The organism is Flavobacterium sp. FlaQc-28 (assembly GCF_044007415.1).
Lineage (GTDB): Bacteria > Bacteroidota > Bacteroidia > Flavobacteriales > Flavobacteriaceae > Flavobacterium.
Window position 1 is genome coordinate 311,141 of record NZ_JBIPCM010000005.1, and the last position, 15,979, is coordinate 327,119.

Sequence of the window (15,979 nt, forward strand, 5' to 3'; positions counted from 1 at the left end):
TTGCTAGTAGTATTAACACCAGTAACATATTCAAAACATACAGTAAACTCTACAAAACGATTTTAATCCCACTAAATTATATCGGTGTTAAAAGAATTCAGCTCATAAAGGTGCTTTATTTTCAATTTGCATCGTACTTAGCAATTCCATTGAAAAATTATCTTTAGCCTGCAGGTAAGCAAATTTTGAAATTAGCTGTGCACCCAGTTTTCTTTTTTCAAATGTGGCTGTAATTCCAAGTTCTACTCTTTTATAATGCAGTTCCTGTGCCCGTTTAATTCCCTGGAATAAGAGTTGGCGGTATAAATTGTATTTTCTGGATAATGTATAATCCATTCCTATTAGCGAAGGTACATAAGTGTGTGCACAATTCTTATAACAAAAAAGCACTCCAACAGGCTCCTGATCTGTATCTTCCTCAAGATAAAGCAGGATAAATTCCCAAAATGGATGGGCTCCCATTTTTTGAAAGACAGCAATGGGATACGTGAAGGTATTTACGGCATAATTGTTATTTTTTACATTTTTATACAAGCTGTATGCGTGCGCAACTTCATTATCAGTTAACCGATCTTTGATAATAACCCGGAACATTTTTTCATATGGCAATACTTCTCTGGTAAAGTGCTTTTTAGAGCGTGGGGAAAGAATTGCAGCAAATTCCTGATTGTTATTCCAGTTTATATCCGTGATAACACAGGTTTGTGGCATTGCTATTTTTATAAAACCCAGATTATGAAACAGATCACTAAGCCATTGGTTTTCTTCGAAATCCCGTAACACCAGCATATCAGCATTTAAGTCTTGATACAGCATTTCTGCCTTTTCCAAAAGAAGCAGTAAAGCCTCTTTGGATAAGGAATGCTTTTTATTTATATAGCAATGATTCCCTTCAGTAAAAAGTGATCCCATCCCCAGCACTTTGGAGGTCATGCAAAATGGGTTCTTCATTCTTTTTTCTTCAAGCTGTAGAGAAACGGACACTGGTGCAAGCATATCGTCTTTCCAGAGTCCAAAAGTAAAAAAAGTGGCCACTATTGGATTACCAAAATTATCACTGATGATAAAATAGTGAAATTCCCAATTATTTTCAATTTCACTGCAGTTTGTAAATGCATCCTCCAAAAAACACAGTCCATCCCAGTCAAATATATTCTGTTTATCAATGAGCTTATTCCATAACGCTGCATCAATTTGTTTGATACTCGTTTTATACTGGTAATTCAATGCCGGCTTTATCGTATTTTCTTTTTCCTGAGAGTCAGGCTGTGGAATTCCAAATGCCATTGAAACCTTATTAAGGGTATTGGAAGTTTCTTCGAGTGCTAAAGGATAATGATATTCCAAAGCTTCTGTGAGCCCTTTAATTTCTTCATTGCGATTATTTCGTGATATCGTAATACGAATACCGGTGTTTTTTACAGGAACTGCCGGATACAATCCAGGATTGACAAAATAACCTTCATTAAAAAGACGTTGTACTAATTTATAGGCAGTCAGGGGCATTGCAGTACCCAAAAAGAAAACTGGTGAATTATTTGGGGTTATTACAGGCAGGGTGCTTTTGGTGATCAGATCATTGAAAAGGGATATTTTTTGTTCCAATTCCTGTTGTAATATTGTAATTTCATCTGAAAGATGGATGTCTGCAGAAGCGCAGGCAGCAGCGACTGAGGCCGGTTCCAGCTGGGCAGAGAACGTCAATGGTCCTCCAAAATTTCTAATCCTGTCGTATAGTTTTTTATCAGGACAAAAAAATGCAGCACCGCTCGCTCCAAATGATTTACTGAGCGTACTCATTAAAAAAACATTTTCAGGCAGCTGTTTTAAAATATCCAGTACGAATCCTGTACCATTTTTTCCTCTCCAGCTCATTCCATGAACATCATCAAAATAAAGCTGCAGCTGCGGATATTTTTTGCTCAATGCAAGCAGTTCGTTTACCGGTGCGTAATCACCAAACATGGAATACACACCGTCTGCCATATACCATATTTTATTGCATTTTGCAGACAAGTCTTTTATCTTGTCTTCCAGCATTTGGAGGTTATTGTGACGAATCATCTCCACTGGAATATTTCTTAGTTTCAAAGGGAGACTGGCATTCTGAACGCTCCAATGTACCTGATGATCCAAAATTATTCCTTCCTCATCCTTTATCAGATTTGGTATTACGCCCAGATGTCCAAGTGTACTGTTTTTAGTTACAATTGCAGGCATACCATACATGGTTTCAATCTTGCTTTCCAGCTGCTGATATACCGGATGGGAAATATAAGTTTTAGAAAGTGGAAATTGCGTTCCATATTTTGTAATGGCAGCAATAGCTGCATTTTTCAGCCGATGGTCATATTCCAGCCCCAGATAGCTGGTAGTGGCAAAGTGGAACAGGTTCCTGCCATTAATTTTTATGGTTCGTCCATCGAGTACCGTATCTTCAGCATAAAGATGGATTGTGCCTTGCTGCTTAGCAACAGAAAGGATTTCATCTATAGTCTGAATAAAATCATTGTGCTTAATTTTTGCCATTACTATTGGATTAAAGTTGATGAATTTGTCTTGTTTTTTGAAAAAAGGATTATAAAGTTCCGAATTTAAAATAGTGGTATTACTGGATTTTAGTTAAAAATTCCGAATTGACAAACAATACTCCTGAATTGATAAGCCACAGTAAAAATGATTGCTTACTATTGCTTTTTGCCTTGTTTTTGCAACAATCCTTTGCTGGGTATTTGATAATTTGCCAGGTCCTAAAAGCATAAGTATGGAACGCTATTTTGAAAACGAATTTGCCGTATTCTGGATCAGTGAAAAGATTCTTTTTTTTAACTACAAGCCTAATGTGGTCATTGATCTTTTGTCAGCCCAGCAGATTGTAGCGGACCGTATAGAAATTCAAGATGGAACAGCATATCCTATTCTTTGTGACATCCGTGGAATTATCGATTCGGACAAAGCTGCCAGAAACTATCTGGCACAACACGGTTCAATTTTAGCTAAAGCGGTTGGAATTATTGCCTCGGATCAGAAAAGTGTGTCTTTTTATATGATTTCATTTTACATGAAAATCAGCAGGCCTCAGATTCCCACCAAAGTATTTACCGACAGATCATCTGCACTAGAATTTCTAAAACCTTTTGTTTAATATTTAAATGCACAAATAATAAAGTATATGCATCAGGAGATCAATCAGCAACGCGTAAAAAACATTAATGAAATGCTTCTGGAAATGGCGGCAGGAAATTTTTTCTATCGGATACCCCGAACAGGAAATGATGATGAGCTTGAGGTTCTGACTGTTTTAATCAATTGGCTGGCACAGGAGATAAAGGAAGGGGTATTCCATCTGGGCTATATTAATCCTCATGCAGCCTATCATTATGTGGTACAAAGTACATTTTTATTGGACTTAGATTTTGTTATAAAAGATTTTAGCAATGATATTCCAAGTCTTTTAGGCACGGAACCAAGTAAAATACTTGGAAAAAAACTTGATGAAATTCTGGCACCCGAATCAGTACCGGTATGGAGGATCATAACAAATAAACTGCAACAGGGAGGGTTACATTACACCACGCTGCCCCTTATATTTCTAACATCTGAAAAATTAATTATTGACACTTTTTGCAGCGTATCTAAACTTTTAACATCAGGACAATTAATAGTAAGCTCATTTAAGGCAGCCCCGGTAGAACACAATAGCATTATAGGGCAGCAAAATGAAATACAAAATGAGCTCGATGTCCAATTAATACAGGCCGTGTACGATTATGTTCTGGAATATAATGGTGCGTCCTTTCCAACAGTACAAAAACTTGCCAGGATTTTTGGCACCAATGAAAATAAATTGAAAGTTGGTTTCAGATACCTGTTTAAAACCTCGATTTATCAATTTTATAATAATCAAAGACTCATACGCTCTTTGCACTTGATTCAGCATACCAAGATACCTTTAAAAAATATCGCATTCATGATCGGGTTTTCTACCTATCCAAATTTTTCAAGGGCTTTCAAAATTAAATTCGGATATCCGCCAACTCATTTTGAAAGGAGATCTTCCTCTACAAGTGACAATCCAATGCTATAACAATTTTATAGAGGTTTTATAGAAGCTAACTTTAAAAAGAATTCCGAATTGATAAGTCAATCTCCTGATTGGATAACAGTTATGTAAAACTGTTTTGAGAATTTTACATCACCAATTCTCAATCACCCCCGCCATGAAATTTAGCCAGCGTCATAAGTATATTTTTGTAGAAGTAGTTTGTTTGCTTTACATTCTGTTATTTGTTTATGCAGCAACAAGTAAATTGTTCGATTTTGAAAACTTCCGCGTACAGTTGGGACAATCCCCATTATTAAGCTCTTTTACGGATTGGATTTCTATAGTAGTTCCTGCTATTGAATATTTAATTTGTATACTGATTCTAATTCCGAAACTTCGTCTTACAGGACTTTTTGCAGCTTATGGATTAATGGCAATGTTTACAATCTATATATTTATAATTCTTCATTATACTTCTTTTGTACCGTGCTCGTGTGGAGGTGTTTTGGAAAAACTCAATTGGAAACAACATTTAATTTTCAATATAATCTTTGTTTTCTTAGCGATACTAGCAATACTTTTTCACTTTTTCAACAATAAAGATGCAGGAAGTAAAATAAGATTAAGATCAATATTTGCACTTTTTTTTAGTATTTCAGTTTCTGCTTTTGCAATAGTGATTGCACTATTTCTAATGTCTGAGAATATAATTCATTATCATAATAAGTTAACCAGACGATTTCCACATACTCCCATTCATACAATGACTACTTCTGACCTGAAATTGAATTCATATTATATTGCCGGAGCAGATCAAGATTACATATATCTTGGAAATACTACAGCACCGCTACTCATTACAGTGTTCGGTAATAAACTGGTTCAGACAGAAAAGAAACTAATCGATTTAAACCAAAAAGATTTACCATTTAAAGGAGTAAAAATCATCGTTCAGGCACCCAATTTTTTTGTTGTCGATGGGACAGTACCTTGCGTATACCGAGGCAGTATCTCTGATTGGAAAGGTAAATTAATAAAAAAAAACGGAGAATATTTTACAACAGCAGAAGCTATTGATTCTAATACAATCGCTGTATGCACGTATAGTTCCAAAAATGGAGAAGCTGTACTAGGGGTCATACATCTTGAAGACAGTTCAAAGACAATTTTAAATCCTGAAATTTTGCAAAAGCAATTTGATGGTGTTTTTGATACCGACGGACAACTGTTATATAGTAGCGGTTTGAAAAGAATCATTTACCTGTATGCTTATCGCAACCAATTTACTGTTGCTGATACCACCTTAAAAATTGATTTCAGAGGAAATACGATCGATACAATTTCTCATGCCAAACTAAGTATTGTCAAAGTTAAAAGCCATCATCAGAGAAAATTTTCCAAGCCTCCATTATTTGTGAATAAAAGCAGTGCTGCATATAGTAATCTTCTATTTGTAAATTCTGCTATTCCTGGGCGGTATGAAGAGGATCAAATGTGGAAAGAAGCCAGTATCATAGATGTATACGATTTGTCAAAAAACGGCTACCTGTTTAGCTTTTGTATCTATAATATTGATGGAAAGAAAATGAAAAGTTTTGTTGTCCAAAATGATAATTTATATGCCCTTATCGGTAACCATATCGTTCGATATTTTCTAGACGAAAGGATTACTTCAAATTACATAAAATAAGTTACAAACAATCTATTGGCCAAATAGCAGGGATTAGATCGAAAACCTGTAAAAAAGAGTAGATCAATAACCATAAATTTCTATTACTATGAAAACTAAAATTTTCAAAATCGTTTTGCCAATGGCAGTGGTTGCACTGGGATTGGCTGGTGCTGCCAACACAAGTGCAATGGATAAAAGCGGGAAAACTGTAGCTATTATGGGCTACAAGCATATCTCGAATCCAAACAGTTGTGTGGCTGTACAGGAATGTTCTAACACTGGAAACTTTAATTGTACGGCTCCAGATGGCAGTCAGCTTTTTGCTAAACCAGCTTCAACATGTCTTACACCTCTTAAAAGAGATGTACAATAGTTGAAATTGAAGCAAAAATGATGTAGCCGCCTAATTAATTAGGCGGCTACATTTATGAAAGGGAATACTATATTTTAATTATTGAAAATCATTTTTCATCCACTGGTATTGCTTGCCGTTTTTAAGATAATAATCAAACCATTGTCCAATGCGCTGGGTCAGGTCTTTTTGGTTTTTTCTTTGGTCTAAATTATGCTCTTCTCCAGGATAAACGAGTAATGTATGTGTTTTACCTAATCGGCGAAGTGCCATATAGAATTCCATACTTTGCAGGGAGTGGATGTGTCGGTCTTCTTCACCTGTCCAACCCAATAAAGGAGTATTTACATTGACTGCCTGCAAAACCGGAGAATTTTTTAAATAACTATTTATGTCCTCAAAAAGCGATTTACCGATACGAAGCTGATCGTGCTCTGCCCGGTAAAAATCCGGTCGCCTGAAAGTGGCCCCAACATAGAGATAACTGCTTACTAAATCAGTCCAAGCTGCCCCGGAAACAGCTGCGGCAAAACGATTCGTTTGTGTAATAACCAGATCGGTTTCATAACCTCCGAAAGAATGACCAATGAGCCCGGTTAATTATAGCAAAACGATTAAAGAAATGAAGCATGGTGATTGGGAGACACCCTCTTTTAATTTAATTGTATTTAAACTTAACGAAAAATTTAAATTAAAAGAAAAAAGTAATTTGGGCATATTTGGACATCCTTACTTTCATCAACCAGCGTATAATTTTGGAGGTTACTTTGCTATAAAAACAGTTAATCGAGTTTCGCCTATGGAATGGGTCATTGATCGAGGAACAGATAAAGAATTTATAGGAAATGGGATGATTAGATTATATAATTCAGAAAAATTTGGGGAGGACTTAAAAAGACACGCATTTTATTATTTTGATATGTTAAGTAAGACAAGCAATGATTATATAGATAGTTTACTTAAAATGAATTTATTTGAATAGTAAAAACGTGATATAGTGTATCCACGTTATGCTATCACTAGGAATATCGGATGGGTATTGTCCCATTTCTGGCGCCAACATAAAGACCATAAATTTATTTTTGTAAGTAAAAACTAGGTAAGGTTCTTAATGTATTAGTGAAAATATTAGAACAGTAATGAAAATAGAAAACGTAGAAAAGGCACTATCAATTTTTGAAGAAGTTTCCATTAAACAATCGGAAGCAATAGAGACAGGAGATTATAAAACAGGAAATAAATTTTATGCTAAAATTGTATTAGCTGCAAATTTTTTAAAAGATGAAAATGCAATCAACAAATTAGAAAATTTTTTGTTGCATGAATCAATTGGTGTTCGCTTATGGTCCGCTAGTTACTTATTGTCGTATAATGAAAAAGACGCCATAAAAGTATTGGAAAGTATTGAAAAAACATCAGGAATACATTCACTTACTGCAGAAACTACATTGAGTGAATGGCGAAAAGGAAATTTAAATTTATAACTTTTAAGGGGAATATCCTGTGAATTATTAAAAATCTGTAGATAGAAAACTAAGAAACTACTGGAAGAACGGAGTGTTCAATGCAACCGGATGATGTGCTGGAACGCCATTACAATTTGGTTCACCTGTCGAACTTACAACACTAAAAGCATGAGAAGATTTTACTGGAAGTGGGTCGCACGAGAATAATCTTTTTATTTCCATCCAAGGAATTCAGACTTAACTTCTTAAATGACTGGGAAAATGGAGGAATTACAATACAATCAATTTATTATAAATAAAACGTGTGTTACGGAAATCCGTAATAATATTTTTGGAAAGTTTAATATATTTGAAATATGAATGATAGATATCAAGATATAATCGACCAGGAACAAGCCAAATTAAATTTAAAATTAGCTGAAATTAATCGTAGCTATAAACGCACTATGTTTACTATCTACGCAACTTTTTTAATTGTTTTAATTTGTTTAATTAGTTTTTTTACCCCAGTTTTAGATTAGTATCGTAGAAAATATTAACAATCCATTTTTTTGATTTAAAGTTTTGCCATCAAAAGTTATTATTTATAGTGCTAATCAAAGTAATAATCTCACTTAAATTATTTACCGATATGTAATCTAAAATAAAATCGTCTGCTTCTTTTTTGTTTTCAGGAGAAGTGGAAAAAGAGTTAAGATAAAAATTTTCATTTTCATCCTCAATGTGAATAATTTCGGTAAATCCTTTAGTAATCAAACTGCCTTTTAATTTTAATACTTTAAACTCACTATTTCTGTCTATTTCCTTTTTCACGCGGAGTTTTATAGTTTTAGTCATTTTATTAGTTTTTTTGTAAAGTTATAAAGTAAAAAATTAATATTTAAATAGCTATATTTGATTTTTATAACTAATAAGTGCGAAAATCAGAATTGAGAAGATGTTTTAAATTTCATTAAATTATATTTTTATGGTTTCATCATTTTTTGTAATACTGCCCAAATTTTTAGTGTTTTGAAATGGTGTGTGGTTCGCAACCTTTCAATTTTCGACTTTAGCAAAAAGATGAAAGAAACTATTTTATTAACTTTTTCATTTTTCCAAATTATCCTTCAGAATGAAAAAAATTAAAAGACTCAATTGTGAAAAGATAATATACATTTTCACTTTAATCTCTTTTATATTATTGGTAGTTTTCTTTATTAATAATTATAAGAAGACTGTCATACTAAAAAAAGAGCGTATTAGAATAAATAGAGAAATCTATCTAAAACAAGTGATTTCAAAAAAGAAAGAGCAAGATTTTATTGAAGAAGAGCAAGAAAAAAAAATTATAGAAAAAAAACAAAAATGTACGGAAGTAAGATAATTAAAAACTGATTATGAACCTTAATGAAGCCATGAACATCGTTAAAATTTTTAAAAACGAAAGTGTCAAAGAAACCCTTAATGATTTACAAAAATTAGAAACGACAATTTCTATTTCTAATTTCGAAACCATTTATTTGGCAGCCAAAATAATCAAAGAAGCTTCATCACAAATTGATGAAATAGTTCATGCATCGGGTATCATGATAGCAAAAGAAGTTTGGCTAAATGAAGATGAGAAAGTAGAATATTTGTCACTTGGTGCTGGAAATCATAAAGAACGTTTTGATATGGAAACCAATTTGAGAATCGCTGAATTCAAATTTGGTAAATGGAATGAAAAAAGTGCAAATGGTATAAGACGTCGAGGTTATTTGGGTAATTATGTTAGTCTTTTAGCGGCAAATGATCCTCGCATTAAATATTTTGTTGTTGAAGACAAAGTAGCATTCATAAAGTTTATGAGTGGAAAAGCAACGTGGAGAAACGTATTGAATAAAAATCCATCAGGTTTTAAAAAGCTGGAAAAATTTATAATTGAGAATAAAAAAGAATATTTAGTTACAGTTGGTGAAATTTATAAAGAATTTGAAGGACGGGTAACCATAATCGAGTTTAATCAAATAATTGAAAACGCAAATTAACGTCAAATTTTAAAGACTTAAAAGAATACTTCAGCGATTCCATAAAATTTATAATTCCTTAATTATCAAAGAGTTTACAGTTAGAGTTTACAAAAAAAATAAGTAAAAAGTATCAAAATGAATAACGAAATATGCTTAAAATCAATAAGCGAATTATTAGAGGAAAGCTTTTATATATCAGCGTATCAGAGAGGATATAGATGGACTGAACAACAAATTTTTGATCTGTTAAATGATATCTATTCATTTGCTAAAAAGAAAAACAAATCTGAAAAAGAGTTTTATTGCTTACAACCTATTATAGTAAAAAAACATTCTTGGATTAGAACCAGCAATGATAAGGAAGAAACAATAGTTGGATGGGATGTTGTAGATGGTCAACAACGACTAACAACAATTAGAATACTTTTTAAATATCTTTTAAATGAGTTTTTAACTGGTCGTAGTTTAAAGCAACGGTATAACAAAGACTTATTTACAATAGAATATCAAACCAGACCTGAATTCTATGAATTTCTAGATAATCCTGAAAAGGAGGATCATTCTAATATAGATTTTTATCACATTAGTGAAGCATACAACTTTATAGCAAAATGGTTTAATCAAAAAGTTGAGAGTGATGGTTTGATGTTTGATGATTTATGTGATTCAATTACAAAATTATTGGTTTACAACAAAACTAACCAGAAAGAAGAAGGTGTTGTTCAAGTAATTTGGTATCAATTGGTAGATGAAAAGGCAAATCAAATAGAAACTTTTATCAGAATTAATTTAGGAAAAATATCACTTACTAATTCAGAACTTATTAAGGCATTATTTCTGCAAGAGAGAAATTTTGGAGTTGGAGATGGCGCAAAATTAAAACAATTACAAATAGCTCATGAATGGGATCAAATTGAAAATTTTCTACAAGATGAAGATTTTTGGTGGTTTCTCAATAAATCGAATAATGAAGCCTCTTCTCATATTGAATTCATTTTTGACATGATGTGCAAAATTGCCGTAAAAAATGATGAGGATATTGCAAAATTACTAGGTAATGATAAGTTTGTTACTTTTAGATATTTCAATTTACTGTTTGGTGAGGAAATAGATTATGAGACTATAAAGTACAATTGGGATACCATAAAAAAATATTTTGAAACTTTTGTTGAATGGTATGAAAATCCAATTTGGTATCATTATATAGGTTTTTTGGTTTATTGTGGAGAAAGTGTTTTAGACATATTCAATCTTCTTACAGTTCCTGAAATTGAAACTAAAGAAGATGTAACTGATGCTTTAGTTCAGCGAATAAAAAATAAACATCTCAAAGGAATTAGCTGGATAGAGAAAATTGATGATAATAATGAAAAAACATTTGCACTAAATCTATGCTATGTTAGTGATAAGTATTTACTGCGTAAAGCACTATTATTATTTAATTTAGAATACATTGTTAAAAAAACTAACCAACAAAATCTAATTTATAAATTCCCTTTCAAGGCATTTAAAGCAAATAAAAAAAATAATGATATAAATACTGCTTGGGATATTGAACACATTGATTCTGCAACAGAAAATAGTTTAACTAAAAATGATGATCAAAATATCTGGCTTAAAAATGCACTGATAGATGTTCCAGAGATTAATAAGGATAAAGTCTTATTTGCAGAGATAAATAATTTCATAACTAGTCAAAAGGGAGATTTTGATCAGCTGTTTAAAAAAGTCCAAGCAATTTCAAATGAGGAACAATTGACTGATGAACTTAAAAATAGTTTAGGAAATCTAACACTTTTAGACGCTGGAACAAATAGGGGTTATGGCAATGCTTTATTTGTTACCAAAAGAAGGATAATTATAGAAAAAGATAAAAAAGGTGTGTTTATTCCAATCTGTACCAAAAATGTTTTTCTAAAATATTTTGACGGAAACACTACAGGTAAATGGACAGCAGAAGATATTATAGCTTATAGAACCGAAATAGAAAATACTTTACAAAAATTTCTACCAACAAAAAATTTGACAAAATGAACAAATATAATTTAATAAACTTACTTTCAGATGTAATTGAGATAAGCGAGGGAGAAACAATAAAAAAAGTAAAACTTGACGGAATAAAAATCCCTATAATTCAACGTGATTATGCTCAAGGACGAAAAAATGAAAATATCATTAGAAATCGTTTTTTAGAAGCTCTCTTCGATGCTTTAGAAAATAACAAAGAACTTGAGTTAGACTTCGTTTACGGCTCTATAATAATGAATAATAATGATGAAAATGTATTTCTTCCTTTAGACGGTCAACAAAGATTAACAACACTTTACCTCTTATATTGGTTTGTTGGAAATAAGGAATTGAAAGATCAAGAGCTAACAAATCTTAGAAAAAAATTATTAGGATTTACTTATGCAACAAGAACAACTGCAACCGCTTTTTGTGAAAAGCTAGCTGAAATTTCGTTTAACGAAGATCCATCAAAAGAAATAAAAAAATCTTATTGGTTCCATAAAAGGTTTGAAAAGGATCCAACCGTTATAGCTATGCTTAATATGCTTGATGCTATTAAAATAAAGTATAAAGAAATCAACAAACCATTGTTTAATAATCTTAATAAACTTTGCTTCTATATACTTCCTCTAGATGGCTTTGAACTAACAGATGAGTTATATATAAAAATGAATGCTCGTGGAAAGCAATTAACCGATTTTGAAAATCTCAAAGCAGATTTAAATAATTGGATGATTAGTGATTCAAATAAAATGAAAGAGAACTTTCAAAAAGAAATTACTTATAATAATCTTTCAATTCCTTATTACCTTGTTTTACTCTCTAAAATTGATAATACCTGGACGAATATATTCTGGAATCAACTTTTAAAAGTAAAAGAAACAATTAAGGAAAAAGAGAACAGAAATAAGCTGAAGATGGTTATTGATCCATTCTTTATGAATTTCATATCTCGTTATATTATTAATACACATATTTTAGGAAGCACAAAAACAAATTTAGAAATTGAACTTTCGATAACATTTAGATTCTTTTATAATGAGGCGGGTAATCCAAAATATAATTCCTTTGAGTTATATGAGGAGGTCTTTAAGCAAGATAAAGTTATTGAAAATTTAGAAAAAACATTAGATACATTAGCTCAGAATTATGAAGAAATAGCAGAAATCATTAAGCCTATTTGGAATAAAGGACCAAATTGGTCACTTACAGACGAAAGAATTAATCAACAACAAAGAATATTATTTTGCGGAATATGTTTATACCTTGAAAAAAACACCTTTGAACCAACGTACTTTGCTAATTGGATAAGGGTTGTATGGAATTTAGCTATTGATCCTGATATCAGAAGTATTAGCCCGATGATCAATACAATGAAATTAATTAAAGAGTTGTCAATCGGAAGTGAAAATATCTATGCCTACTTTGCTACTCAAGAATTTCAAGATATTATAAATAATAGAAAAGATTTTTTCAAAACGCAACTTGAAGAAGAAAAGATTAAAGCTTCATTAATAATAAACCCTAACTGGGAAGAATATATTCTTAAAGGTGAATCGCATCCTTTATTCCTTGGAAACATTGGTTTTTTAATTAATGATAATCCTGATATAGATTTATTTAAAAAAAGAATTGAAAATGCATTTCTGTTATTTGACTATTCTGGGTCAAACAAAAGTTTTAGTAAGCAACACGATTTGTTTAGATACTTGATAAGTAAATTTTCGACTTGGAATCAAATTGAAAATTTTATCTATAGTGATTCTGAAAATAATTGGAGATTAATTTTACGTCGTGATACTGATTATAAAAACAAACACTACATTAAAGAAATCTGTTCTTTTAAATCAATTGATAAAATAAAAGAGCATATTACAGCAGCTTTATTAATTGAATCTTCGGCTACTGGTTGGAATGCTAATTCCCTTTTTAAGGTAAGAAAAGCACATACCAATCTTTACTTTTATGCTGATTTTTGTTCTTGGATGCAAAAAACTGGTGCAAATAAAATAAAATGGCTTCAAGAACATATATATATAGTGCGCCCAGGTGCTTGGTATGACAAAGTAATGATAGATTGTTCTAGAAATGAATTAATAACTCTTGCCTTGGTTGAATTTAAATTAAACTCTGAGGGTAAACAGTGCGGGAATAGTATGTTTTTCAAAGAAGAAAATATAAAATTTACAAAACATATTGGGGAGCGTCTATTTGTAATAATTTTTGGAGCAACTGGATATTTTACAATTAAAGAAAAAATTGAAGAAGTTTGGACAGAAATAATTTCTGAAGACTATACGCAAATCAATACTATTGATGAATTGAGAATTTTCATGAATAATTATAAAAGTAAATTAGAAACTAATGTTGATAAAGAACCACTTAGATTATTTGAATAAATGATAGATATAGATTACTTTAACCTAAAGCTTTTGTTGTTGAATGTAGTTTATTAAAAATAAGTTGTATTTTTGCTTAATAAAAAAGGATTATAACGTTCTTTAAAACTCAAGAAGTTTCTTGCAGAAGCTTTTTTTTAAGATATTGTAGAAAAAATGATAATTGTGGCAGATTCATGGCACAGCTATTTTCTAAAAATAAAAAGACGGTATTAGTGCGGGTTTCGTTCAATAGGTTCGAACCCCTCATCGCCCACCAAGAAACTCCTTAAGAAATTAAGGAGTTTTTTTTTATAAATATTCATCAATATTTATATCTCTATTTTGATTATTTGCATCTTTTATAGCTTTTAGAATAATTTTGATTTGGGTTTTATCGATTCTATATTTATCAAAAAACACATATTCAATAGTCTTTGTATTTGAAATATTTTCTAGTGGATTTTTTGTGAGCAAAACCAAATCAGCTTTATATCCTGTTTTTATTTTTCCAGTATTTCTTTTCATCCAATTACCTGGTGCAACTGTTACGGCATAAAGTACTTGTGAATTAGTCATTCCTGTTTTAGACAAAGATTCTAATTCGTTATGAAGTGAGAATCCAGGAACAACAGTGGCTACATTAGAATCTGTTCCAGCCATAATTGTAACTTTATTATCTGCCAATGCTCTTGTCATAATATGAATAGCTTTGGCGTACATGTTCCAAAAAATTTTGGATAGTCTTTTTGCCTTATAGTCATCCTTCCCATCATATTGGTAACCATTCCCGCCAGGCAGCCAGCCTAATTTGTAAAGTGGAGTTCCTTCAATAATTTTGGGATTAGCGTATTGTAATTCTATATCTCGGAGTTTTGACTTTAAATCAAATCTTTGGCTCGAAAAACTTTCGCATAACCAAACTGTCGAAGTAACACTTATATTATTCTCTTTGAGCTTTTTTGCAATTTGGTCAGAACGTACTTTTAAAAATTGAAGATATTCTTTGGGGTTTTTAGAGATTGACTTTCCAAATTCATCAATAGTTTTTATGGTCAGTTCTTCAATATGAGCTACTTCGACCTGACCTGATTGATAAAAATCATCTAGAGTGACAAGCGGAATATGACCAATAACAGGGATATTTTGTTTTTTGGCTACGGTTACCGTGGCTTTGAACATTTCAGGGTTAACAAAACCATACATTTTAATAGCATCATAACCCTCTTTTTTTATCTTTTTTATTGCTTTTTGAGCATCTTTTTGAGTTGAATAATTAATAGAATGCCTTGTCCAGCTGTAATAATAACCTGTTAATCCGCTCTCGCTAAATATTGGCGGAGAGGCAATAAACATTCTCGGTCCAATGCTATTATTTAAGATTTCTTTTTTCCATTCCAATATTGTAGAACTTCCTGCCATTTCTCTGACAGAAGTTACACCATTTACTAAATATAAAAACAAATCATTCTTGCTTTCTTTTAGATGAACATGGCTGTCTACAAGACCTGGAATCAAGAATTTTCCAGTTCCATCAATAATGTCAATCGTATTGTCCAAAAGTTGCTTTTTTCCAAGTTGAATTATCATACCATCTTTAATAAGTACATCTTGATTGTTTAAAAAAAAAGTGCAATCTTCTGAAAGGACGTTTACATTTTTTATTTGAGTTGCTCTAGATGGTTTGACAATAGATGAAATATTTATAACCTTAGTAGATTTACCTAAGACTTTATTTAATTCATTATCTGTCCATATAAAAGCACTAATAAAAACAACTAATATTATAATAACAGTGTATAACAATATCTTAAACCATGGTTTTTTCATAAATTTTTAATTTTAGATTTGAGAGACAAAAATAAATTCAAAAACATCCTGATTCATTATGTAATCAGGGATTAGGTATGAAATGTGCTTATTTAGGTACGAAAATTACAATAATAATAATGAGGTTTTATGATTTTTAAGCATCCTATACAAAAGCTTCTTTAAATCGTGCAAAAAAAATGGTTCGTAAAAAGGTTCGTAATCAAAAAACTCTTTATTGTTGTAAGGGATCATG

Annotated in this window: 14 protein-coding genes; 10 read left to right on the plus strand and 4 right to left on the minus strand. The window is 31.4% G+C overall.

Annotation, left to right across the window (positions count from 1 at the left end; genetic code table 11):
- Nucleotides 1-102: 102 nt before the first annotated feature.
- On the minus strand, nt 103-2,529 hold the full coding sequence (locus ACHRVL_RS15205; RefSeq protein WP_395414107.1) for an aminotransferase class I/II-fold pyridoxal phosphate-dependent enzyme: 2,427 nt from the start codon (nt 2,527-2,529) through the stop codon (nt 103-105).
- A 235-nt stretch (nt 2,530-2,764) separates the two neighbouring features.
- Between ACHRVL_RS15205 and ACHRVL_RS15210 the strand changes: the two genes are divergently transcribed.
- The 4 genes from ACHRVL_RS15210 to ACHRVL_RS15225 all read left to right on the plus strand — a co-directional run bounded on the left by ACHRVL_RS15210 (nt 2,765) and on the right by ACHRVL_RS15225 (nt 6,090).
- Complete coding sequence (locus ACHRVL_RS15210; protein WP_068840778.1) at nt 2,765-3,145, plus strand: hypothetical protein; 381 nt, start codon at nt 2,765-2,767, stop codon at nt 3,143-3,145.
- 27 nt (nt 3,146-3,172) lie between these two features.
- Nucleotides 3,173-4,087 (plus strand): helix-turn-helix domain-containing protein, encoded by a 915-nt coding sequence (locus ACHRVL_RS15215; RefSeq protein ID WP_395414110.1) that lies wholly within the window; start codon nt 3,173-3,175, stop codon nt 4,085-4,087.
- Between the two features lie 133 nt (nt 4,088-4,220).
- A complete protein-coding gene (locus ACHRVL_RS15220; RefSeq protein WP_395414112.1) occupies nt 4,221-5,735 on the plus strand; it encodes a MauE/DoxX family redox-associated membrane protein in 1,515 nt (504 codons plus the stop codon).
- 88 nt (nt 5,736-5,823) lie between these two features.
- Complete coding sequence (locus ACHRVL_RS15225; protein WP_248728364.1) at nt 5,824-6,090, plus strand: DUF6520 family protein; 267 nt, start codon at nt 5,824-5,826, stop codon at nt 6,088-6,090.
- A 78-nt stretch (nt 6,091-6,168) separates the two neighbouring features.
- On the opposite strand, the gene ACHRVL_RS15230 is transcribed toward ACHRVL_RS15225, so the two are convergent.
- Nucleotides 6,169-6,657, minus strand: a complete 489-nt coding sequence (locus ACHRVL_RS15230) for an alpha/beta hydrolase family protein (RefSeq protein ID WP_395414202.1) — start codon at nt 6,655-6,657, stop codon at nt 6,169-6,171.
- Between ACHRVL_RS15230 and ACHRVL_RS15235 the strand changes: the two genes are divergently transcribed.
- Both ACHRVL_RS15235 and ACHRVL_RS15240 read left to right on the plus strand, forming a co-directional pair.
- Entirely contained in the window at nt 6,656-7,051 is a 396-nt protein-coding gene (locus ACHRVL_RS15235) for a hypothetical protein (RefSeq protein ID WP_395414115.1), read from the plus strand. The genes ACHRVL_RS15230 and ACHRVL_RS15235 overlap by 2 nt on opposite strands.
- A 157-nt stretch (nt 7,052-7,208) precedes the next feature.
- Nucleotides 7,209-7,553, plus strand: coding sequence for a DUF2019 domain-containing protein (locus tag ACHRVL_RS15240; RefSeq protein WP_072959210.1), 345 nt, complete (start codon nt 7,209-7,211; stop codon nt 7,551-7,553).
- A 552-nt stretch (nt 7,554-8,105) separates the two neighbouring features.
- Here the strand turns inward: ACHRVL_RS15240 and ACHRVL_RS15245 are convergent.
- Nucleotides 8,106-8,372, minus strand: coding sequence for a hypothetical protein (locus ACHRVL_RS15245; RefSeq protein WP_395414117.1), 267 nt, complete (start codon nt 8,370-8,372; stop codon nt 8,106-8,108).
- 277 nt (nt 8,373-8,649) lie between these two features.
- Here ACHRVL_RS15245 and ACHRVL_RS15250 point away from each other — a divergent pair, with 277 nt between their 5' ends.
- From ACHRVL_RS15250 to ACHRVL_RS15265, 4 genes are all read left to right on the plus strand, one after another.
- On the plus strand, nt 8,650-8,901 hold the full coding sequence (locus ACHRVL_RS15250; protein WP_395414119.1) for a hypothetical protein: 252 nt from the start codon (nt 8,650-8,652) through the stop codon (nt 8,899-8,901).
- Nucleotides 8,902-8,914: 13 nt separating this feature from the next.
- Nucleotides 8,915-9,544, plus strand: a complete 630-nt coding sequence (locus ACHRVL_RS15255; RefSeq protein WP_395414122.1) for a hypothetical protein — start codon at nt 8,915-8,917, stop codon at nt 9,542-9,544.
- A gap of 117 nt (nt 9,545-9,661) precedes the next feature.
- The gene (locus ACHRVL_RS15260) at nt 9,662-11,560 is read left to right on the plus strand and encodes a DUF262 domain-containing protein (RefSeq protein ID WP_395414123.1); all 1,899 of its coding nucleotides are present in this window, start codon (nt 9,662-9,664) and stop codon (nt 11,558-11,560) included.
- On the plus strand, nt 11,557-13,935 hold the full coding sequence (locus tag ACHRVL_RS15265; RefSeq protein WP_395414125.1) for a DUF262 domain-containing protein: 2,379 nt from the start codon (nt 11,557-11,559) through the stop codon (nt 13,933-13,935). The genes ACHRVL_RS15260 and ACHRVL_RS15265 overlap by 4 nt, the downstream gene beginning before the upstream one ends.
- 291 nt (nt 13,936-14,226) lie before the next feature.
- On the opposite strand, the gene ACHRVL_RS15270 is transcribed toward ACHRVL_RS15265, so the two are convergent.
- On the minus strand, nt 14,227-15,744 hold the full coding sequence (locus ACHRVL_RS15270; protein WP_395414128.1) for an amidohydrolase family protein: 1,518 nt from the start codon (nt 15,742-15,744) through the stop codon (nt 14,227-14,229).
- Between the last annotated feature and the right edge of the window lie 235 nt (nt 15,745-15,979).

What these genes read in the sequence shown, in the direction of transcription:
- ACHRVL_RS15265 (WP_395414125.1), top strand. Translation starts at nt 11,557, where the DNA reads ATGAACAAATATAATTTAATAAACTTACTTTCAGATGTAATTGAGATA.
- ACHRVL_RS15225 (WP_248728364.1), top strand. Translation starts at nt 5,824, where the DNA reads ATGAAAACTAAAATTTTCAAAATCGTTTTGCCAATGGCAGTGGTTGCA.
- ACHRVL_RS15245 (WP_395414117.1), bottom strand. Translation starts at nt 8,372, where the DNA reads ATGACTAAAACTATAAAACTCCGCGTGAAAAAGGAAATAGACAGAAAT.
- ACHRVL_RS15235 (WP_395414115.1), top strand. Translation starts at nt 6,656, where the DNA reads ATGAGCCCGGTTAATTATAGCAAAACGATTAAAGAAATGAAGCATGGT.
- ACHRVL_RS15240 (WP_072959210.1), top strand. Translation starts at nt 7,209, where the DNA reads ATGAAAATAGAAAACGTAGAAAAGGCACTATCAATTTTTGAAGAAGTT.
- ACHRVL_RS15260 (WP_395414123.1), top strand. Translation starts at nt 9,662, where the DNA reads ATGAATAACGAAATATGCTTAAAATCAATAAGCGAATTATTAGAGGAA.
- ACHRVL_RS15215 (WP_395414110.1), top strand. Translation starts at nt 3,173, where the DNA reads ATGCATCAGGAGATCAATCAGCAACGCGTAAAAAACATTAATGAAATG.
- ACHRVL_RS15255 (WP_395414122.1), top strand. Translation starts at nt 8,915, where the DNA reads ATGAACCTTAATGAAGCCATGAACATCGTTAAAATTTTTAAAAACGAA.
- ACHRVL_RS15220 (WP_395414112.1), top strand. Translation starts at nt 4,221, where the DNA reads ATGAAATTTAGCCAGCGTCATAAGTATATTTTTGTAGAAGTAGTTTGT.
- ACHRVL_RS15210 (WP_068840778.1), top strand. Translation starts at nt 2,765, where the DNA reads ATGGAACGCTATTTTGAAAACGAATTTGCCGTATTCTGGATCAGTGAA.
- ACHRVL_RS15205 (WP_395414107.1), bottom strand. Translation starts at nt 2,529, where the DNA reads ATGGCAAAAATTAAGCACAATGATTTTATTCAGACTATAGATGAAATC.
- ACHRVL_RS15250 (WP_395414119.1), top strand. Translation starts at nt 8,650, where the DNA reads ATGAAAAAAATTAAAAGACTCAATTGTGAAAAGATAATATACATTTTC.
- ACHRVL_RS15270 (WP_395414128.1), bottom strand. Translation starts at nt 15,744, where the DNA reads ATGAAAAAACCATGGTTTAAGATATTGTTATACACTGTTATTATAATA.